The 18,725-nt window shown below is 68.7% G+C and carries 30 protein-coding genes; 5 read left to right on the forward strand and 25 right to left on the reverse strand.

All coding sequences use genetic code 11. The features are described from left to right. Positions 1-23: 23 nt before the first annotated feature. The 21 genes from rplO to rpsJ form a co-directional block, all read right to left on the reverse strand. The gene (rplO, locus tag HNR15_RS13340; RefSeq protein ID WP_179482554.1) at positions 24-512 is read right to left on the reverse strand and encodes a 50S ribosomal protein L15; all 489 of its coding nucleotides are present in this window, start codon (positions 510-512) and stop codon (positions 24-26) included. Next, a complete protein-coding gene (rpmD, locus tag HNR15_RS13345) occupies positions 512-694 on the reverse strand; it encodes a 50S ribosomal protein L30 (RefSeq protein ID WP_179482556.1) in 183 nt (60 codons plus the stop codon). Before rpmD ends, rplO begins: the two co-directional genes overlap by 1 nt. Continuing rightward, positions 694-1,383 (reverse strand): 30S ribosomal protein S5, encoded by a 690-nt coding sequence (gene rpsE, locus HNR15_RS13350; RefSeq protein ID WP_179482558.1) that lies wholly within the window; start codon positions 1,381-1,383, stop codon positions 694-696. The genes rpmD and rpsE overlap by 1 nt, the downstream gene beginning before the upstream one ends. A gap of 46 nt (positions 1,384-1,429) precedes the next feature. Further along, the gene (gene rplR, locus HNR15_RS13355; protein WP_179482560.1) at positions 1,430-1,804 is read right to left on the reverse strand and encodes a 50S ribosomal protein L18; all 375 of its coding nucleotides are present in this window, start codon (positions 1,802-1,804) and stop codon (positions 1,430-1,432) included. 3 nt (positions 1,805-1,807) lie between these two features. Continuing rightward, complete coding sequence (gene rplF, locus HNR15_RS13360; protein ID WP_179482562.1) at positions 1,808-2,344, reverse strand: 50S ribosomal protein L6; 537 nt, start codon at positions 2,342-2,344, stop codon at positions 1,808-1,810. A gap of 24 nt (positions 2,345-2,368) precedes the next feature. Next, entirely contained in the window at positions 2,369-2,767 is a 399-nt protein-coding gene (rpsH, locus tag HNR15_RS13365; RefSeq protein WP_179482564.1) for a 30S ribosomal protein S8, read from the reverse strand. Between the two features lie 136 nt (positions 2,768-2,903). After that, entirely contained in the window at positions 2,904-3,089 is a 186-nt protein-coding gene (locus HNR15_RS13370; RefSeq protein ID WP_179482566.1) for a type Z 30S ribosomal protein S14, read from the reverse strand. Between the two features lie 3 nt (positions 3,090-3,092). After that, positions 3,093-3,680: a 50S ribosomal protein L5 gene (rplE, locus tag HNR15_RS13375; RefSeq protein ID WP_179482568.1), complete on the reverse strand. Its 588-nt coding sequence runs from the start codon at positions 3,678-3,680 to the stop codon at positions 3,093-3,095. Next, the gene (gene rplX / locus HNR15_RS13380) at positions 3,680-4,072 is read right to left on the reverse strand and encodes a 50S ribosomal protein L24 (protein WP_243758099.1); all 393 of its coding nucleotides are present in this window, start codon (positions 4,070-4,072) and stop codon (positions 3,680-3,682) included. Before rplX ends, rplE begins: the two co-directional genes overlap by 1 nt. A gap of 3 nt (positions 4,073-4,075) precedes the next feature. Continuing rightward, positions 4,076-4,444: a 50S ribosomal protein L14 gene (gene rplN / locus HNR15_RS13385; protein WP_145229687.1), complete on the reverse strand. Its 369-nt coding sequence runs from the start codon at positions 4,442-4,444 to the stop codon at positions 4,076-4,078. Between the two features lie 71 nt (positions 4,445-4,515). After that, entirely contained in the window at positions 4,516-4,806 is a 291-nt protein-coding gene (gene rpsQ / locus HNR15_RS13390) for a 30S ribosomal protein S17 (protein WP_179482570.1), read from the reverse strand. 1 nt (position 4,807) lies between these two features. Continuing rightward, on the reverse strand, positions 4,808-5,062 hold the full coding sequence (gene rpmC / locus HNR15_RS13395) for a 50S ribosomal protein L29 (protein ID WP_179482572.1): 255 nt from the start codon (positions 5,060-5,062) through the stop codon (positions 4,808-4,810). Next, positions 5,062-5,481 (reverse strand): 50S ribosomal protein L16, encoded by a 420-nt coding sequence (gene rplP / locus HNR15_RS13400; protein WP_179482575.1) that lies wholly within the window; start codon positions 5,479-5,481, stop codon positions 5,062-5,064. The genes rpmC and rplP overlap by 1 nt, the downstream gene beginning before the upstream one ends. Continuing rightward, positions 5,481-6,314: a 30S ribosomal protein S3 gene (gene rpsC, locus HNR15_RS13405; RefSeq protein ID WP_179482577.1), complete on the reverse strand. Its 834-nt coding sequence runs from the start codon at positions 6,312-6,314 to the stop codon at positions 5,481-5,483. Before rpsC ends, rplP begins: the two co-directional genes overlap by 1 nt. A 2-nt stretch (positions 6,315-6,316) precedes the next feature. Continuing rightward, positions 6,317-6,685 carry a 50S ribosomal protein L22 gene (gene rplV / locus HNR15_RS13410; RefSeq protein WP_179482579.1) on the reverse strand — a complete coding sequence of 123 codons (369 nt, stop codon included), beginning with the start codon at positions 6,683-6,685 and terminating at the stop codon, positions 6,317-6,319. A gap of 52 nt (positions 6,686-6,737) precedes the next feature. Continuing rightward, a complete protein-coding gene (rpsS, locus tag HNR15_RS13415; RefSeq protein WP_179482581.1) occupies positions 6,738-7,019 on the reverse strand; it encodes a 30S ribosomal protein S19 in 282 nt (93 codons plus the stop codon). Positions 7,020-7,022: 3 nt separating this feature from the next. Further along, the gene (rplB, locus tag HNR15_RS13420; RefSeq protein ID WP_179482583.1) at positions 7,023-7,853 is read right to left on the reverse strand and encodes a 50S ribosomal protein L2; all 831 of its coding nucleotides are present in this window, start codon (positions 7,851-7,853) and stop codon (positions 7,023-7,025) included. 59 nt (positions 7,854-7,912) lie between these two features. Further along, positions 7,913-8,227, reverse strand: a complete 315-nt coding sequence (gene rplW / locus HNR15_RS13425; protein ID WP_233766987.1) for a 50S ribosomal protein L23 — start codon at positions 8,225-8,227, stop codon at positions 7,913-7,915. Further along, on the reverse strand, positions 8,224-8,886 hold the full coding sequence (gene rplD / locus HNR15_RS13430) for a 50S ribosomal protein L4 (RefSeq protein WP_179482585.1): 663 nt from the start codon (positions 8,884-8,886) through the stop codon (positions 8,224-8,226). The genes rplW and rplD overlap by 4 nt, the downstream gene beginning before the upstream one ends. A 5-nt stretch (positions 8,887-8,891) precedes the next feature. After that, positions 8,892-9,557, reverse strand: a complete 666-nt coding sequence (rplC, locus tag HNR15_RS13435) for a 50S ribosomal protein L3 (RefSeq protein ID WP_179482587.1) — start codon at positions 9,555-9,557, stop codon at positions 8,892-8,894. A gap of 19 nt (positions 9,558-9,576) precedes the next feature. Then, positions 9,577-9,885: a 30S ribosomal protein S10 gene (rpsJ, locus tag HNR15_RS13440; RefSeq protein WP_012867945.1), complete on the reverse strand. Its 309-nt coding sequence runs from the start codon at positions 9,883-9,885 to the stop codon at positions 9,577-9,579. Between the two features lie 428 nt (positions 9,886-10,313). Here rpsJ and HNR15_RS13445 point away from each other — a divergent pair, with 428 nt between their 5' ends. The 4 genes from HNR15_RS13445 to HNR15_RS13460 are packed head-to-tail and all read left to right on the forward strand — an operon-like array spanning position 10,314 to position 13,814. After that, the gene (locus HNR15_RS13445) at positions 10,314-11,267 is read left to right on the forward strand and encodes an ABC transporter ATP-binding protein (protein ID WP_179482589.1); all 954 of its coding nucleotides are present in this window, start codon (positions 10,314-10,316) and stop codon (positions 11,265-11,267) included. Beyond that, positions 11,264-12,187, forward strand: coding sequence for an ABC transporter permease (locus HNR15_RS13450; RefSeq protein ID WP_179482591.1), 924 nt, complete (start codon positions 11,264-11,266; stop codon positions 12,185-12,187). Before HNR15_RS13445 ends, HNR15_RS13450 begins: the two co-directional genes overlap by 4 nt. After that, on the forward strand, positions 12,184-13,098 hold the full coding sequence (locus tag HNR15_RS13455; protein WP_179482593.1) for an ATP-binding cassette domain-containing protein: 915 nt from the start codon (positions 12,184-12,186) through the stop codon (positions 13,096-13,098). Before HNR15_RS13450 ends, HNR15_RS13455 begins: the two co-directional genes overlap by 4 nt. Next, the gene (locus HNR15_RS13460; protein WP_179482595.1) at positions 13,095-13,814 is read left to right on the forward strand and encodes an ABC transporter permease; all 720 of its coding nucleotides are present in this window, start codon (positions 13,095-13,097) and stop codon (positions 13,812-13,814) included. Before HNR15_RS13455 ends, HNR15_RS13460 begins: the two co-directional genes overlap by 4 nt. Before the next feature lie 149 nt (positions 13,815-13,963). On the opposite strand, the gene HNR15_RS13465 is transcribed toward HNR15_RS13460, so the two are convergent. Then, entirely contained in the window at positions 13,964-14,806 is an 843-nt protein-coding gene (locus HNR15_RS13465; protein WP_179483776.1) for a helix-turn-helix transcriptional regulator, read from the reverse strand. Positions 14,807-14,885: 79 nt separating this feature from the next. On the opposite strand from HNR15_RS13465, the gene HNR15_RS13470 reads away from it, so the two are divergent. Next, positions 14,886-15,566, forward strand: coding sequence for an SDR family NAD(P)-dependent oxidoreductase (locus tag HNR15_RS13470; protein ID WP_179482597.1), 681 nt, complete (start codon positions 14,886-14,888; stop codon positions 15,564-15,566). Here the strand turns inward: HNR15_RS13470 and HNR15_RS13475 are convergent. The 3 genes from HNR15_RS13475 to HNR15_RS13485 are packed head-to-tail and all read right to left on the reverse strand — an operon-like array spanning position 15,560 to position 18,689. Then, on the reverse strand, positions 15,560-16,591 hold the full coding sequence (locus tag HNR15_RS13475) for a D-alanine--D-alanine ligase family protein (RefSeq protein ID WP_218883734.1): 1,032 nt from the start codon (positions 16,589-16,591) through the stop codon (positions 15,560-15,562). The genes HNR15_RS13470 and HNR15_RS13475 overlap by 7 nt on opposite strands. Further along, entirely contained in the window at positions 16,591-17,907 is a 1,317-nt protein-coding gene (locus HNR15_RS13480) for an ATP-grasp domain-containing protein (protein WP_179482599.1), read from the reverse strand. Before HNR15_RS13480 ends, HNR15_RS13475 begins: the two co-directional genes overlap by 1 nt. Beyond that, positions 17,904-18,689 (reverse strand): TauD/TfdA dioxygenase family protein, encoded by a 786-nt coding sequence (locus HNR15_RS13485; RefSeq protein ID WP_179482602.1) that lies wholly within the window; start codon positions 18,687-18,689, stop codon positions 17,904-17,906. Before HNR15_RS13485 ends, HNR15_RS13480 begins: the two co-directional genes overlap by 4 nt. Positions 18,690-18,725: the final 36 nt, after the last annotated feature.

Here is an 18,725-nt window from a genome sequence, read left to right on the forward strand (position 1 = left end):
CCGGGGCGGCAGGCCTGCACGGGTCACGCCGAGGTGATGGAACCGCCGGCGGCCTCGATCTTCTCTTTGGCGGAGTGCGAGAACGCGTCGACCGTCAACTGCACCGACACACCGATCTCGCCGGTGCCGAGCACCTTGACCGGCACGCCCTTGCGGACCGCGCCCTTGGCGACGAGCTCGGAGGTGCCGACAGCGCCACCCTCGGGGAAGAGGGCGGTGATCTTGTCCAGGTTCACGACCTGGTAGGTCACCTTGGCGGGGTTCTTGAAGCCCCGCATCTTCGGCAGACGCATGTGCAGCGGCGTCTGACCACCCTCGAACGCGGCGGACACCTGGTAGCGGGCGCTGGTGCCCTTGGTGCCACGACCGGCGGTCTTGCCCTTGGAACCCTCACCACGACCCACGCGGGTCTTGGCCTTCTTCGCACCGGGAGCGGGTCGCAGGTGGTGCACCTTGAGCGCGTGCTCCTTGATGGGCGCCGAGGTGGTCTCGGCGTTCGTCTTCTCAGTCATCAGTCAGTCTCCTCGACGGTCACCAGGTGGGCGACCGAGCGGACCATCCCGCGGAACTCGGGACGGTCCTCCTTGACGACGGTGTGGCCGATGCGCTTGAGACCGAGCGATCGCAGGGTCTCGCGGTGCTGCGGCTTGCCACCGATGTCGGAACGAATCTGCGTCACCTTCAGCGATGCCATCACGCACCTGCCTTCGGGGACGCGGCAGCCTCCGCCATCGCGCGCTGCATACGGGCCGGGGCCACGTGGTCCAGCGGCAGTCCGCGGCGGGCAGCCACGGCCTCGGGCCGCTCCAGGCCCTTCAGCGCGGCCACCGTGGCGTGCACGATGTTGATCGCGTTGTCCGAGCCGAGCGACTTGGACAGCACGTCGTGGATACCGGCGCACTCCAGGACGGCGCGCACCGGACCACCGGCGATGACACCGGTACCGGGCGAAGCCGGCTTCAGCAGCACGACACCGGCGGCCGCCTCACCCTGGATGGGGTGCGGGATGGTCTCGCCGATCATCGGGACGCGGAAGAAGCTCTTCTTGGCCTCCTCGACGCCCTTGGCGATGGCCGAGGGGACCTCTTTGGCCTTGCCGTAGCCGACGCCGACGCTGCCCTGGCCGTCTCCGACCACGACGAGCGCGGTGAAGCTGAACCGGCGGCCACCCTGGACCACCTTGGACACGCGGTTGATGGTGATCACGCGCTCCAGGTACTGGTTGCGGTCGTCACCTCCACGGCCACCGCGGCCACCGCGGTCGTTGCCGCCGCGCCCGCCGCCACGACCACCACGGTCGTTGCCGCCGGCTGCGGCGTTGCTGTTGTCGGATCCGGTGCCCTGACTCGGGCCACCGGCACCTCGACGCTGGGGTCCAGGCATCAGTGGTTCCTCACCTTCGTGATTGCAAGTTCGGTCATGGCAGCCATCACAGGGTCAGGCCACCCTCGCGGGCGCCGTCGGCGATCGCTGCGACGCGGCCGGCGTACTTGTTGCCTCCGCGGTCGAAGACGACGGATTCCACGCCGGCTTCCTTGGCGCGGGCGGCGACCAGCTGGCCAACCTGCTTGGCCTTGGCGGTCTTGTCACCGTCGAAGATGCGCAGGTCCGCTTCCATCGTGGAGGCGGACGCCACGGTCTTGCCGACGGTGTCGTCGACGACCTGGACGAACACGTGACGCGAGGAGCGCGAGACGACCAGCCGGGGACGCTGCGTCGTACCCGAGATGCGCTTGCGCAACCGGAAGTGACGACGTGCCCGGGCAGCCTGCTTGCTCGTTGAGCGCTTGATGATCTTTGCCATGGCTTACTTACCAGCCTTTCCGACCTTGCGGCGGATGCGCTCGCCTTCATAGCGAACGCCCTTGGCCTTGTACGGGTCGGGCTTGCGCAACTTGCGGATGTTCGCCGACACTTCGCCGACGAGCTGCTTGTCGATGCCGGTGACCGAGAACCGGGTGGGGTTCTCGACGGCGAAGGAGATGCCCTCGGGGGCGGTCACGGTGATCGAGTGGCTGTACCCCAGAGCGAACTCCAGGTTGGAACCCTTCGCGACCACGCGGTAACCGGTGCCGTGGATCTCCAACTTCTTCGTGTAGCCCTCGGTGACACCGACGACCATGTTGTTGATGAGGCTGCGGGTGAGGCCGTGGCGGGCGCGGGACTCACGCTCGTCGTTGGGCCGCGACACCTGCAGCACACCCTCGTCCTGGGCGACCGTGATCGGCTCGGGCAGCGTCAGATCCAACTGACCCTTGGGTCCCTTGACGTTGACGGTACGACCGTCGATCGACACATCGACTCCGGCCGGGACCGGAACGGGGAGACGTCCGATACGAGACATCGTTGATTCCTCCTTAGTTCCTGGTCACCAGACGTAGGCGAGGACTTCCCCGCCAACGCCCTTGTTTGCTGCCTGCCGGTCGGTCAACAGACCGGAGGACGTGGACACGATCGCAACGCCGAGGCCACCGAGCACGCGAGGCATGTTCGTGGACTTGGCGTAGACACGCAGACCCGGCTTGGACACCCGTCGGACGCCCGCGATGGAGCGCTCCCGGTTGGGGCCGTACTTCAGGTCGATGATCAAGGTCTTGCCCACCTCGGCGTCCTCCACCCGGAAGCCACCGATGTAGCCCTCGGCCTGCAGGATCTCGGCGATGTGGGACTTCAACTTCGAGAACGGCATGGACGTGGAGTCGTGGTGCGCCGAGTTGGCGTTCCTGACCCGCGTCAACATGTCCGCGATCGGATCGGTCATGGTCATTGGGCTGCTCTGCCCTTCCTCACCGCGGTTTCGGGGCCACGGGATGTCCGCGGCCGACCTACGGTGTAGTTCGTAGTGATGTCCTGGCTCGCATCGGTGCGACCCATGACGGGAAGTTGTTCGACGTACGTCGAGCTCACCAGGAGCTCTTGGTCACACCGGGCAGCTCGCCACGGTGTGCCATCTCACGCAGGCAGATGCGGCACAGGCCGAACTTGCGGTACACCGCGTGCGGCCGGCCACAGCGCTGGCACCGGGTGTAGCCGCGGACGGCGAACTTCGGCTTGCGCTCGGACTTCTTGACTAGGGCGGTCTTGGCCACGGGTCAGTTCTCCTTGAACGGGAAGCCCAGTGCGCGCAACAGCGCCCGGCCCTCGTCGTCGTTGCTGGCGGTCGTCACGACCGTGATGTCCATCCCGCGGACCCGGTCGATGCGGTCCTGGTCGATCTCGTGGAAGACCGACTGCTCGGTGAGGCCGAACGTGTAGTTGCCGTTGCCGTCGAACTGCTTGGGCGACAGGCCACGGAAGTCACGGATGCGCGGCAGCGCGACCGAGACGAGGCGGTCCAGGAACTCCCACATGCGGTCGCCGCGCAGCGTGGTGTGCGCGCCGATCGGCATGCCCTCGCGCAGCTTGAACTGCGCGATCGACTTGCGGGCCTGAGTGACCGCCGGCTTCTGGCCGGTGATCGCGGCGAGGTCCTTGATGGCACCGTCGATCAGCTTGGAGTCGCGGGCTGCGTCGCCCACACCCATGTTGACGACGACCTTCACGACGCCGGGCACCTGCATGACGTTGCCGAAGTCGAACTGCTCGCGCAGCGCGGCCTTGATCTCGGCGTGGTAGCGCGCCTTCATGCGGGGCGTCGACGATGCCGATGCCGTCGTGGTCGGAGTGGCAGTAGCAGTCATCACAGGTCCTTTCCGGAACGCACCGCGACACGGGTACGGACGGTCTTGGTGCGCCCGTCACGCTCGACCTGCTCGACGCGGGTCCGGATACGGGTGGGCTTGCCGGTCTCGGGGTCGACCACGGCCACGTTGCTCACGTGGATCGGCGCCTCGACGACCTCGATGCCGCCGGAGCCACCACCGGGCTGACCCGCACGCACGTGCTTGGTCACCCGGTTGATGCCCTCGACGAGCACCCGACCGTTCTCGGGGTACACCGCGATGACCTTGCCCTGCTTGCCCCGGTCACCGCCGTTCTTCTGCGAACGGCCGCTGATGACCTGGACCAGGTCGTTCTTCTTGATCTTCATGGTCGGCTTGGTAGGAGCCGCCACCTTCTTCTTCAACGCCATGGTTCAGAGCACCTCCGGGGCCAGCGAGATGATCTTCATGAAGCGCTTCTCGCGCAGCTCGCGGCCCACCGGGCCGAAGATGCGGGTGCCCCGGGGGTCACCGTCGCCCTTGAGGATCACCGCTGCGTTCTCGTCGAATCGGATGTACGAGCCGTCGGCCCGGCGGCGCTCCTTGCGGGTGCGCACGATGACAGCCTTGACGACGTCGCCCTTCTTGACGTTGCCACCGGGGATGGCGTCCTTGACGGTCGCCACGATCGTGTCACCGATGCCGGCGTAGCGACGGCCCGAGCCGCCGAGAACCCGAATGCACAAGATCTCCTTGGCACCGGTGTTGTCGGCGACGCGAAGTCGCGACTCCTGCTGGATCACTGGTTTTCTCCTGTCGTCTCACTGGTTCTCACCGCGCAGCGGTGAGCCTTGCGGAACTAGTGGTTTTTGGGTTACTTCGCTCGTTCGAGGATCTGCACGATGCGCCAGTGCTTGTGCGCTGACAACGGGCGGGTCTCCATGATCTGGACGCGGTCGCCGACACCACAGTCGTTGGTCTCGTCGTGCGCCTTGATCTTCGTGGTGCGACGGATGACCTTGCCGTAGAGCGCGTGCTTGACGCGGTCCTCGACCTCGACCACGACGGTCTTGTCCATCTTGTCGCTCACGACGTAGCCCTGCCGCGTCTTGCGGTAGTTGCGATCGTCATCGGTCACGGTCTTCTCCTGCGTGTTCTCGCTCATGTCAGCTCACCTTCGAGGGGGACTCGTCGGTGGGCGCCTGGCCGATGCCGAGCTCGCGCTCACGCATCTCGGTGTAGAGCCGGGCGATGTCCTTGCGGACCGCGCGCAGCCGGGAGTTGTTCTCCAGCTGGCCGGTCGCGGACTGGAACCGCAGATTGAACAGCTCCTGCTTGGCCTTGCCCAACTCTTCGTCGAGACGCGCGTCGTCGAACTCACGCAGCGCCTTCGGCATGAGGTCCTTGGAACCGGTAGCCATCAGAAGTCACCACCTTCACGTGCGACGAAGCGGCACTTCATCGGCAACTTGTGCATCGCCAGGCGCATGGCCTCGCGTGCGACGTCTTCGGACACACCGGACAGCTCGAACATCACGCGTCCGGGCTTGACGTTGGCGATCCACCACTCGGGCGAACCCTTACCGGAACCCATCCGGGTCTCGGCCGGCTTCTTGGTCAGCGGGCGGTCGGGGTAGATGTTGATCCACACCTTTCCGCCTCGCTTGATGTAGCGGGTCATGGCGATACGAGCGGACTCGATCTGCCGGTTGGTGACGTAGGCGGGCTCGAGAGCCTGGATGCCGAAGTCACCGAACGTGACGCGGGTGCCGCCCTTGGCGGCGCCGCTGCGACCCGGGTGGTGCTGCTTGCGGTGCTTCACACGACGGGGAATCAACATCAGGCCTGCACCCCCTCGGCGGTCGGCGCGGGTGCGTCGGTCGCGGGGGCAGCGCTCTGCCCGGCAGCCGGCGCGTCGTCACGACGGGGACGGCTCGCGCCCCGGTCGCCACCACGGTCGGTGCGCGGACCACGGTCGTCACGCCGGTGGGCCGGACGCGACGGCGCGGCGGCCTGCTCGCGTGCCAGTTCCTTGGCGGTGAGGTCACCGTTGTAGATCCAGACCTTCACGCCGATGCGACCGAACGTCGTCTTGGCCTCGTAGAAGCCGTAGTCGATGTTCGCGCGCAGCGTGTGCAGCGGGACGCGGCCCTCGCGGTAGAACTCGGTGCGGCTCATCTCGGCGCCGTTCAGACGACCGGAGACCATCACCCGGATGCCCTTGGCACCGGCGCGCTGGCTGGACTGCATGCCCTTGCGCATCGCACGACGGAAGTTCACCCGCGCCGACAGCTGCTCGGCGATGCCCTGCGCGACCAGCTGAGCGTCGGCCTCGGGGTTCTTGACCTCGAGGATGTTCAGCTGCACCTGCTTGGCGGTGAGCTTCTCCAGCTCGCCACGCAGCCGGTCGGCCTCGGCGCCGCGGCGACCGATGACGATGCCGGGACGCGCGGTGTGGATGTCGATGCGGACCCGGTCACGGGTGCGCTCGATGTCGACGCGGCTGATGCCCGCGCGCTCCATGCCCTTGGACATGAGGCGACGGATGGCCACGTCTTCCTTGACGTAGTCGCGGTAGCGCTGGCCGGCCTTGTTGCTGTCGGCGTACCAGCGGCTCTTGTGCTCGGTGGTGATGCCGAGGCGGAAACCGTTCGGGTTGACCTTCTGACCCATGGTTATCGCCGTCCTTCCTGCGAATCCGGCTGGGTGACCTGCACGGTGATGTGGCTGCTGCGCTTGAGGATCTGGCTGGCCCGACCCTGGGCACGCGGGCGGAACCGCTTCATCGTGGGGCCCTCGTCGACGTACGCGGCGCTGACCACGAGGGTGCGCTCGTCGAATGCCTGCGAGTGCTTGTCGGCGGTGACGCGGGCGTTGGCGATGGCGCTGCGAAGCACCTTCAGCACCGGCTCGCTCGCCGTCTGCGGCGCGAAGGTGAGCACGGCGATGGCTTCGCCGGCCTGCTTGCCGCGGATCATGTCCACGACTCGTCGGGCCTTCTGCGGCGTGACCCGGACGTACCGGGCCGAGGCTGTGGCCTGCATCGCGCTCCCTTCGGAAATCGTCTCTGTATTCGTCATCGGTGATCCCCCCGCGTCAGCGGCGGCGCCCCTTCCGGTCGTCCTTCTCGTGACCCTTGAAGGTGCGAGTCGGTGCGAACTCCCCGAGCTTGTGGCCGACCATCGACTCGGTCACGAAGACCGGGACGTGCTTGCGACCGTCGTGCACGGCCAGGGTGTGGCCGAGCATGTCGGGGGTGATCATCGACCGGCGGGACCAGGTCTTGATGACGTTCTTGGTGCCGGCTTCGTTCTGGACATCGACCTTCTTCTGAAGGTGGTCGTCGACGAAGGGACCCTTTTTCAGGCTACGTGGCATGTCTTATCGCTTCTTTCGACGGCGACGCACGATGAGCTTGTCGCTCTCCTTGTTGGGGCGGCGGGTACGGCCCTCGGCCTGTCCCCACGGGCTGACCGGGTGGCGACCACCGGAGGTCTTGCCCTCACCACCACCATGCGGGTGGTCCACGGGGTTCATCGCGACACCGCGGACGGTCGGGCGCTTGCCCTTCCAGCGCATCCGGCCGGCCTTGCCCCAGTTGATGTTGCTCTGCTCGGCGTTGCCGACCTCGCCGATCGTGGCGCGGCAGCGGACGTCGACGTTGCGGATCTCACCGGACGGCATCCGCAGCTGTGCGTACGGGCCGTCCTTGGCGACGAGCTGCACGCGGGCACCGGCCGAGCGGGCGATCTTCGCACCGCCACCGGGCCGCAGCTCGATGCAGTGCAGGACCGTACCGGTCGGGATGTTGCGCAGCGGCAGGTTGTTGCCGGGCTTGATGTCGGCCGACGGACCGTTCTCGACCAGGTCGCCCTGGCTGAGGCGGTTCGGCGCCACGATGTAGCGCTTCTCGCCGTCGGCGTAGTGCAGCAGCGCGATGCGCGCCGTGCGGTTCGGGTCGTACTCGATGTGCGCGACCTTGGCGGGGATGCCGTCCTTGTCGGAGCGACGGAAGTCGATCACCCGGTAGGCGCGCTTGTGACCGCCACCGATGTGCCGGGTGGTGATGCGCCCCGAGGAGTTGCGACCGCCGGTCTTGGCGAGCGGGCGCACCAGAGACTTCTCCGGTGTCGAGCGCGTCACCTCGACGAAGTCCGCCACGCTCGACCCACGCCGGCCTGGCGTCGTCGGCTTGTACTTGCGGATAGCCATACTTACGTCCTTACGTCCTTGTCCCTCTAAGTCCTATGTGCGACAACATGTCTCGCGGGTCAGCCGGCAGTGCCGACCTCACCGAAGATGTCGATCGCACCTTCCTTGAGGGAGACGATCGCGCGCTTGGTGTCCTTGCGCTTGCCGAGGCCGGCCTTGGTACGACGCGTCTTGCCCTTGCGGTTCAGCGTGTGGACCGAGGAGACCTTGACGTCGAAGACCTTCTCGACGGCGATCTTGATCTCGGTCTTGTTGGCACGCGGGTCGACCACGAAGGTGTACTTGCCCTCGTCCATCAGGGCGTACGACTTCTCCGAGACGACCGGCTTCAGCAGGATGTCGCGGGGGTCCTTGATGTGGATCCGGCTGGTCACTTCGCGTCCTCCTGCGTGGTGAGCTTGGCGGCCTGCAGCGGTCCGGCGAGGAACGCATCGAGCGCGGCCTTGGTGAAGACCAGGTCATCGGCGCAGAGCACGTCGTAGGTGTTGAGCTGGTCGGCGTACAGCGTGTGCACGGCTTCCAGGTTGCGCACCGAGAGGAGCGCGTTGCGCTCGTCACGGCTGAGCACCACGAGCAGGTTCTTGCGCTCGCTCACGTTGCCGAGCAGCGTCGCAGCCGTGCGGGTGGAGGGCACGTCGCCCTCGACCAGTCCGGTGTAGACGTGGATGCGGCCGTGGCGCGCCCGGTCGGAGAGGGCACCGCGCAGGGCGGCGGCCTTCATCTTCTTCGGGGTGCGCTGGCTGTAGTCGCGCGGCTGCGGGCCGTGGACGACGCCACCACCGGCGAACTGCGGCGCACGAGTGGAACCCTGACGCGCGCGGCCGGTGCCCTTCTGGGCGTAGGGCTTGCGGCCACCACCGCGGACTTCGCCGCGGGTCTTGGTGGAGTGCGTGCCCTGCCGTGCGGCAGCGAGCTGCGCGACGACGACCTGGTGGATCAGCGGCACGTTGGTCGCCACGTCGAAGATCTCGGCGGGCAGCTCGACGGTGCCGTCGGTCGCGCCGGCGGGAGTCTGGATGTCAACGGAAGTCATCGGCCTCAGGCGCCTTTCTCGGTCGACTTGGCCGCAGTGCGCACCAGCACCAACCCACCCTTGGGGCCGGGGACGGCACCCTTGATGAGCAGTACGCCGCGCTCGGCGTCGACCGCGTGAATGGTCAGGTTCTGGGTGGTCTGGCGCTCGCCGCCCATCCGGCCGGCCATCCGCATGCCCTTGAAGACACGGCCCGGGGTGGCGCAGCCACCGATCGAGCCCGGCTTGCGGTGGTTCTTGTGCGCGCCGTGCGAGGAGCTCACGCCGTGGAAGCCGTGACGCTTCATGACGCCGGCGAAGCCCTTGCCCTTGGTGCGGCCGATCACGTCGACCACCTGTCCGTCGCCGAAGGTCTCCGCGGTGACGTCCTGGCCGAGCTGGTAGTCGGCCGCGTCCGCGGTGCGGATCTCCACGAGGTGGCGACGGGGGGTGACCCCGGCCTTCTCGAAGTGACCCAGCATCGGCTTGGTCACCTTGCGCGGGTCGATCTCGCCGTAGGCGAGCTGCACCGCGTGGTAACCCTCGCCGTCACCGCGTACCTGCGTCACGACGCAGGGGCCGGCTTCGACCACGGTGACCGGGATGAGTCGGTTGTCGGCATCCCAGATCTGGGTCATGCCGAGCTTCTTGCCGAGGACGCCCTTCACGGAGCGCTCAGTCGTGTGTGTCATGGATGAGTCACCTACCGATCTAGAGCTTGATCTCGATGTTGACGTCCGCCGGCAGGTCGAGTCGCATGAGCGAGTCGACGGCCTTCGGGGTCGGGTCGATGATGTCGATGAGCCGCTTGTGCGTGCGCATCTCGAAGTGCTCGCGGCTGTCCTTGTACTTGTGCGGCGAACGGATGACGCAGAAGACGTTCTTCTCCGTCGGCAACGGCACGGGGCCGACCACCGTTGCGCCGGCACGGGTCACCGTGTCGACAATCTTGCGCGCCGAGCTGTCGATGACCTCGTGGTCATACGACTTCAGCCGGATGCGGATCTTCTGTCCCGCCATCTGAGTGCGTCTCTCTCTCGCCGTCATCGTGCTGTGAAAAGAACTGTTGTGCCCTGCCGTTCCTCCGACCCCCGCGCTCGGGTGTGTCGCCCTTACGCCGCATGCACGCCTAGAACGAAACTGCTACCCGTGGGTGGTCTTGGATCCGGTGGGACCCCGCCTGCGCTTCCCTCACCCGTCACGCGCCGGCCACTTGGGCTGCACGTCGTACGTTTTCGGGCGGCGGGTCCGGTCGGTGCGAACGACATCCCGGTACGAACCGGCGCCGTGCACCGCCCGACGCCCGCGCGTCAAGCAACCCCGACAGTCTGCCAGAGCCCCCCGCAGTGCTCCAAATCGAGCAGCCCGCGGCCGCATATGACCTCCCGCACGTCGTACGCCGCGTAAGCCCGCCCGCTGCCGGACCTGCTCACGTAGCGTGTGAGCGCATGGGGGTCATCGACATCGACGGGGTCCTCGTGCAGTACCCGAAGGTGCGGGCGCTGGACGACCTGCGCGTGCAGATCCCCGAGGGGATCACCGGCGTCGTCGGGGTGAACGGCGCCGGGAAGTCCACTCTCATCAAGGTGCTGCTCGGCCTGCTGCCCCCGACCTCCGGCACCGCGCGCGTGCTCGGCATGGACACCGCCACCGAGGGAGCCCGGATCCGGGAGCTGGTCGGTTACCTGCCGGAGCACGACTGCCTGCCCGCGGACGTCACCGCCGCCGACTTCGTCCTGCACATGGCGATGATGTCCGGCCTGCCCCGGGCCGCCGCCCGCGAGCGCACCTCGGACTCGCTGCGGCACGTCGGCCTCGACGAGGAGCGACACCGCCCGATGGGCGGCTACTCCACGGGCATGCGCCAGCGCGCGAAGCTCGCCCAGGCGATCGTGCACGACCCACGGGTGGTGCTCCTGGACGAGCCGACCAACGGGCTGGACCCCCGCGCGCGCGACGACATGCTCGGGCTGATCGACCGGATCGGCCACGACTTCGGCATCTCCGTGGTGGTCACCAGCCACCTGCTCGGCGAACTGGAGCGCACCGCCGACTACATCGTGGTCATCGACGGCGGTCGCCTGCTGCGCGCCTCGAGCACCCAGGACCTGACCCACACCACCGGCAACGTGCTGGTCGAGGTGCTGGGGCCGCCCGGCAGCGACCGCGCCGTGGGACAACGGCTGGTCGAGCACGGCGTACGCGCCTGGCCGGTCGGCGAGCGCATCGAGGTGCGGGTGGAGGACCCGGCCACCCTCGATCTGATCCGCGACGTGGTGGTCGACCTGGACCTGGGCCTGGTGCGCATCCACGAGGTGCACCACACCCTGGAGGAGGTCTTCGCCATCGAGGGCAGAGACGACGGTGCCGCTTCGAACGACAGAGCCGGAGGGCTGCGATGAGCACCCCGGCGGGTCGACGCGGTGTCATCCACGACATCGGCTACCGCTCGTTCGAGGGCCGCCGCCGCGGGACGGGGGCGATCGCCGCGTCGCTCTACGTGACCTCGCTGCGCAACTGTTTCGGGCTCGGTCGGTCCGGCAAGTCCAAGATCGTGCCCTGGCTGATGGCCGCGCTCATCCTGCTGCCCGCCGTCGTGCTCGCGGGGCTGATCCTGCAGCTGAAGAAGATGGCGCTCTCGGACCAGGCCGACCTCTTCGCCCCGTTGTCGAACTACTTCGGGCTGCCGTACTGGACCCAGCTGCTCGTCACGATCTTCGCGGCCGCCCAGGCGCCGGTGCTCTTCTCCCGCGACCTGCGCTACCGCACGATCGTGCTCTACTTCGCCCGGCCGCTGTCCCGCTCGCTCTACGTGCTGATGCGGCTCGCCGCGCTCGCGACCGCGCTCTTCGCCGTCATCGTCGTCCCCGTCACGATCTGGTACGCCGTCGCCCTCACCTCCGACCTCGACCACGCCGAGCACACCCGGCACTACTTCTCCGCACTGTTCGGGATCACGGTGCTCGCGCTCATCCTGGCGGCCGTGAGCGCCCTGATCGCCGCCCTGGCGACCCGGGCCGGCCTCGCGGTCGCCGCGGGCATCGCCGTGCTCCTCGTGAGCTCGGGCGTGGTGACCGCCGTACTCGGTGCCAGCTCCGCGTCCGGCAGTACGACCACCGCCCAGATCGCCGCGGCGTTCAACCCGTTCACCGCCGTGGCCTCCCTGACCTCCGTCATCTGTCATCAGCCCACCCCCAGCGACACGATCGTGCGCCCGCACGGGTTCGGGTGGGGCGCGTTCTTCGTGGTGGTGGCGCTGCTGTGGATCGCCGTGCCCACCCTGCTGCTGATGTGGCGCACCCGGAAGGCGGCGTCCCTGTGACCGAACTGCTGTTGCACGACGTGTCCCGCTGGTACGGCAACGTCGTCGCCGTCAACGACGTGACCATGAGCATCGGCCCGGGGATCACCGGTCTGCTCGGGCCCAACGGAGCCGGCAAGTCCACCCTGCTGTCGATGATGGCCGGGCTGCTGCCACCGTCCAAGGGAAGCGTCACCATCGACGGGGTGCCCACCCGCGGCGACGTGCGGATCTACCGGCGGATCGGGCTCGTGCCGGTGGCCGAGCCGCTCTACGACTTCCTCACCGGCGCGCAGTTCGTCCGGCTCAACGCCGACCTGCACCAGGTCCCCGACCCGGCCGCCGCGACGGCGTACGCCGTGGGCGAGGTCGACATGGCCGGCGCCGCCGACCGCCGGATCTCGACGTACTCCAAGGGCATGCGGCAGCGCATCAAGGTGGCGAGCGCCCTGGTGCACGACCCGGACGTGCTGCTGCTCGACGAGCCGTTCAACGGCATGGATCCGGTGCAGCGGCGCCACATGATGGGGCTGCTGCAGCGCTACGGCGACGGCGGCAAGGTGATCGTCTTCAGCTCCCACATCCTGGAAGAGGTCGAGCAGATCGCGCGGCAGGTGGAGGTCGTGGTCGCCAGCCGGCACGCGGCGTCCGGCGACTTCGCCGAGATCCGCCGACTGATGACCGACCGCCCCAACCAGTACGTCGTGCGCAGCTCGGACCCGCGCGCGCTCGCCGGGCTCCTGCTGGGCGACGACTGCGTACGGGGCGTGCGGCTGCGCACCAAGGGGCTGCTCGAGGTGGAGTCCGACGACGCCGGCCGGTTCGCGCGGGTCGTGCCGCGACTCGCGCGCGAGCACGGCATCCGGATCCTGGAGCTGACACCCACCGACGAGTCGCTCGAGAGCGTCTTCAGCTACCTGGTGGGTGCATGAACTCGGCCATCCTGCGCCTCGGCGTCCGCTCCCTGGTCGGCCGTGCCCGCGTCTACCTGATGCTCGCCCTGCCCGTGCTGCTGGTGCTCCTGGCCCTGCTGTTGCGCTCGCTCGCGGGCGCCGACTTCGGCCCCGGCGACAAGATCGGCTTCCTCAAGGTCTTCGGCGTCGGCGTCGTCGTACCGATCGTCACGCTCATCGCCACCTCGACCCTGATCAGCTCCGAGCTGGACGACGGCTCGATCATCTACCTGCTGAGCAAGCCCGTCCCGCGCATCGCGATCGTGGCCAGCAAGGCCGTCGTGATCCTCGCCGCGGTGGTGCTGTTCGCGGCGGTCCCGCTCGGTCTGGCGGGCCTGATCCTGGCGGGCGGCTCGGACCGGATCGCGCTGGGGGCGTTCGCCGGCGCGCTGCTGTCCGGGACGGCGTACGTCGGGATCTTCATCGTCCTCGCGACGCTGCTGAAGCGCAGCGTGGTGGGCGCTCTCGTCTACTGGCTGGTCTGGGAGTCGACCCTCTCCTCCCTGATCGGGCCGGTGAAGTGGCTGTCGGCACGGGCCTGGGGTTCCTCGGTGATCGACAGCATCTCCACGGTCTCCTCCGACGCGAAGGGCGTGCCGTGGTGGTACGCCGTGCTGACGATGCTGATCGCCGTGCTGGCCGGGGTCTTCCTCGCCGGTCGCCGGTTGTCGTCGATGACACTCTCGGACGAGTAGTCGCCCACGCCACAACGGACCGCGCGGCGCCGTTGCGCTCGCTCGCACCCTGCGCCGGCACTCACACCGGACCGCGCGACGCCCTTCTGCTCGTTCGCGAGTTCGGACCGTACGGCGTCGTCACACGGCCCACCTGCCAGCGGGTCCGGTCAGGACGTCAGCGCCTGGGTGCCGGTCACGTTCAGCAGGGCGAGCTTGGAGGCGTCGGGCGAGCCCGGTGCCGCGGTGTAGACCACGATGCGCAGGTCGCTGCCGGGCACTGTGAGGACGTCACAGTCGATCTCAATCGGACCCACCGGCGTCGACGTCGCGGTCTTGGTGCTCGACCGGTGCCGCGCAACGTGCGCCCGGCTCCAGCGGCGCTCGAAGTCGGGACACTCCGCGCGCAGCCGGGCGATGAGGGCGGCCAGCGCGGGATCGTCCGGATAGCGGCCGGCGGCCTCGCGCAGATCCGCCGCGAGATCGTCGGAGAACTCCTCGGCGTGCTGGTCGTCGAACGCGATGACCCCGGGCGCGTGACTGAAGTGGTGCCAGGCGACGTTGCGATCCACCCCGCGCAGCCCGGACGGATCCCCGGTCAGCGCGGCCCAGAGCGGGTTCCACCAGAGCAGGTCCCACGCGGCGGAGTGCACCCCGATCGGGACGTCGCCGAGCCGGTCGAGCAGGCGCTGCACGCCGGGTGCGATGTGCTGGGACACCAGCCGCTGCGACGGCACCGCGGCACCGCTGACGCGGTAGAGGTGGTCCCGCTCGCCGTCGGTGAGGCGCAGCGCCCGGGCCAGCGCGCCGATCACCTGCGGCGACGGGTGTCGGGCCCTGCCCTGTTCCAGCCGCACCAGGTACTCGACGCTGACTCCGGCCAGGGTCGCCAGCTCCTCCCGGCGCAGACCGGGTGCGCGCCGCCTGGCGCCGGCGGGCAGGCCCACCTCGCTCGGGCCGATCCGATCACGCCACGCGCGCAGCACTTCGGCGAACTCGTCCACGCTCTCCATCATGCGCCCCGGTCACGGGATCCTGACTGGTACCGCCAGGGCCTACCCACGCCGCGAGCGAAGGCCGCAGCGTGGAGGCATGACAACGACACTCATCACAGGAGCCGGCCGCAGCCTCGGGCTGGAGACCGCTCGACGCCTCATCGACGCGGGCCACACCGTGTACGCCGGCCTGCGCAACCCCGACGCCGGCGACGCCGTGCGCTCGATCGGCGCCCACGTCGTACGGCTGGACGTCACCGACAGCGCCTCCGTGCAGGCGGCGCTCGCCGAGCTGCCGCAACTGGACGTGCTGATCAACAACGCCGGCATCCTCGGCACGGCGTACGGCGTCGACGACCTCAACGCCGACGCGATGGCCACGGTGCTCGACACCAACGTCACCGGCATCGTGCGCGTCACCCAGGCGGCACTGCCGCTGCTGCGCCGATCCGCGAACCCGGTCATCGTCAACGTCGCCTCGGGCGTGGGGTGGCCGCGTTACCTGCAGGACCCCACGCACGACGAGTACCCGGTGCAGGCCGTGCCGTACGCGGCGTCCAAGGCCGCCGTCATCGCCCTCACCGTGCAGTACGCGAAGAGTCTCACGGGGATGCGGGTCAATGTCTCCGATCCCGGCTACACCGACACCGACTTCAACGCGCACAGCGGCCACCAGACCGTCACCGAGGGCACCGACGCCACCGTCGCGCTGGCCACCCTCGACCAGGACGGCCCGACGGGAGAGTTCCACGACCGGACCGGCCCGATCGCCTACTGACGTGGGTGGTCCAGGGTCTCGGCGAGGGCCGTCGCGAACAGGTCCGGCAGCGTGATGCCGGCCGCGGCGGCCATCACCGCGACCACGCTGGTCCGCGCGAACGAGCAGTAGAGACCGGCCTCGAGGAACCACGGCTCGCCGTGCTCGTCGATGCGGAAGTCGAAGAGGCTGTAGTACCGGGCGCCCATCGCCCGGTGGCACCGGCGCGCGGCCTCCTGGACCCGTTCGGTCAGCGGGTCGGCGGCGTCCACGATCCACGCGTGCTCGGCGTCCTTGGCCATCAGCTTCAGGCCGCCCTCCACGCCTGCGCCGATCTTGTCGGCGTGGTCGCGGATCGGCTTGGTGTCCGGGTGGACGCTGTACTCCTCCAAAGGCAGGCCGACCAACTCGCCGCTCCGCTCGACCAGCCCGACCCGGACCTCGCGGCCGAGCTCGACGTAGGACTCGACGAGCACTTCGTCGGAGTGGGCGAAGGCCGCGGCGAGCGCGTCGTCGTACTCGTCGCTCTCGCGCACCAGGCCGATGCCGAGAGAGTTGTCGGCGTCGACCGGTTTGACGACGGCCGGCGGGGCGATGCTCGGCCGCTCGCCGATGCGCAGCACCTCCCCCGCGGGCACGCTCACGCCCGCGGCTGCCACGACGGACCGGGCGCGGGCCTTGTGAGCGCCCAGCGCCATCGCATCCGGAGTGTTCCCGACGTAGGGGATGGCGAGCACGTCGAGCAGCGCGCGGTACGACGTCATCCCGGGGATGCAGAACAGCTGCGGCACCGCGACGTCGAGGTCGAGCGACGCGAGGTGCGCGAGCGCCTCGCCCACCTCCATCGACGGCGCGGCAGCGATCGCCTCCGGGGTCAGGTCGGACGGGAAGCACCACCGCCCCCCGGGCGCGACGTACGCCGCAACGAACTCGTAGCGCTCCGGATCGGCCGTGGCGACGAGGGCGTCGGCGGCGTAGAGACGCGACAGGTCGGCGTAGAAGTCGCTCACCGGCGACCCCGCCAGGTGCAGCACGCGTAGCGTCATCAGTCCCCCGCCGCCTGCACCAGCTTGCCGATGTTGAAATCGATGCGGATCCAGTCCTTGAACCGCACGAGGTTGTGCAGCAGCAGCGACGGGATCTGCAGGTGGTGCACGAGCAGGAACGGCAGCGGGTCGGCCGCATCGAAGATGGCGTCCTTGCCGCGCCCGATGGTCCGCAGCCGGCCGGGGACGGCACGCGGCTGGGTGATCAACCGCCATACCTCGTGGTAGATCCAGTAGGTCGGGCGGCTGGACGGCAGGGGTGTCACGAGCGGATGGCCGTCCTGCAGATAGGCGTCGGCGAGCTCCGGGTGGTTGTAGAACATCGTGATCGCCGAGTGCGTCCGCGGGTTGCACTCGATGGCGTAGACCTGCCCGTCGCGCGCCTCGATGAAGTCGAAGGAGACCTGGCCGGTCAGTCGGTGAGACCCGACGAAGCGGGTCACCCAGTCGCGGATCGCCGGCTTGTCGACCATCTCGTAGTTGATCTGGAACGCCGAGGACGGGCAGCAGCAGTAGACCTGCACGCGCCCGTCACGCACTGTGCTGTGCGTGCAGTACTCATCCCCCGCGACGAACGCCTGCAGGATCCACGGGTTCGCCGCAGAGATGTCCTTGCCCGCCAGGAAGTCCTCCAGCTCCTCGGGGGTCGCCGTCGGCAGCCGGGTCATGTCGAGGCGGTTGACCGGGTCGTAGGCGAGGTTCTTCAGGATGAACGGCGTTGCGCGCGAGGCGAAGTCGAAGTCGCGCAGCTGCTGCGCCGACGTGATCCGGTGGCACTCGGGCACGGTGACGCCGACCCCGGTGGCCATCGCGGAGAACTCGAACTTGTCGTCCAGCCTCGCGACGACCTCCGGCGTGCCGTGCAGCACCTCGCAGTACGCCGCCAGCGCCTGTCCCGCGACCGCGTCCGGATAGCTCGCGGCCGGAGCGCAGACTGGGACGTAGACGTCGACGCCCTCGGAGCGCACGATGTCGAGCAGCGCGTCGGTGTAGTCGGGCCCGCCGGGCGTAGGCACGGTGTAGAACCGGTCGACGGCACGGGAGAAGCGGTGTCCGGTGTAGCGGTAGGCCGGCGTCTCGACCAGGACGACGCGGTGTCCGGCGCGGTGGAAGGCCCGGGCCAGCGCCAGAGCCTTGGTCATCTTGCCGCCGCTGATCAGGATGGTCCGGCTCACCGCGGGCCGTGCTGGGGCGACGTCCTCGCGCCGCCGACGTACGAGCTGAACGCCCGTGACCGCGAGGTTGAGTGGCAGCGCTGCCGTCAGCAGCGTCAGGATGCCGAGCGTCTTGAGGGTGGCGCGGGACGCACCGGTCACGCGGCGATCCGTTGCGGGTAGTCCGCCACCATGCCCCGGTGCATCACGCGGTCGCCGACGACGCCCTCGTGGTCGGCGCGGTGCAGCACGCAGCCGTTGTCCCACATGACCACATCCCCGGGCGACCACGCGTGCCGGTAGAGGTTCTCCTCGCGCGTGGAGTGCTCCAGGAGGTACTGCACCGTCTCGCGTGTCTCGTCCTCGCCCATCCCGCTGATCGAGCGGCAGCGGGCCGCGGTGGTCAGATAGAGCGATGTGCGCCCGGACACCGGATGCTCGCGGAAGATCGGGTGCTCGGCGGACGTCTCGTCGTCCGGGCCGAGATCCAGGCCGGTGACCACGTGGGTGATGGTGCGGCCCCGCAGCCTGTCCTTGACCTCATCGGGAAGGGTGTCGTACGCGCGGTACTGGTTGCTGAAGAGGGTCTGCCCTCCCGAGCGCGGGATCTGCACGGCGCGCAGTGCGGTGTACGCGGGCGGCCGGCTGACGTAGCTCGTGTCGACGTGGAAGGTGCTCTTCGGCGGCACCGCGCGGCCCACGTTGCTGATCAGGTTGAGGTCCGCGCATCCCGGCACCGGCGTCTCACCGGTGGAGAAGGTCAGCTGCCCGAACGCCTGGAGGAAGGCGACGAAGGTGCCGTCGTCGATGTCCTGGTCGGGCAGCACCAGCACCCCGTGCTCGGAGAGCAGGGCCTGCAACGACGCGACCGTGCCCGGGTCGATGCCCACGAGTGAGAGGCCGCTCACCCGCATACCGACCGGTCCTACGGCGACGGTGTCCATCACGACTCCTCTGTGTCCTCGTGTTCGGTGTGGATA

Origin of the sequence: Allobranchiibius huperziae, assembly GCF_013410455.1 — a bacterium.
In the GTDB taxonomy this organism is placed as follows: Bacteria; Actinomycetota; Actinomycetes; order Actinomycetales; family Dermatophilaceae; genus Allobranchiibius; species Allobranchiibius huperziae.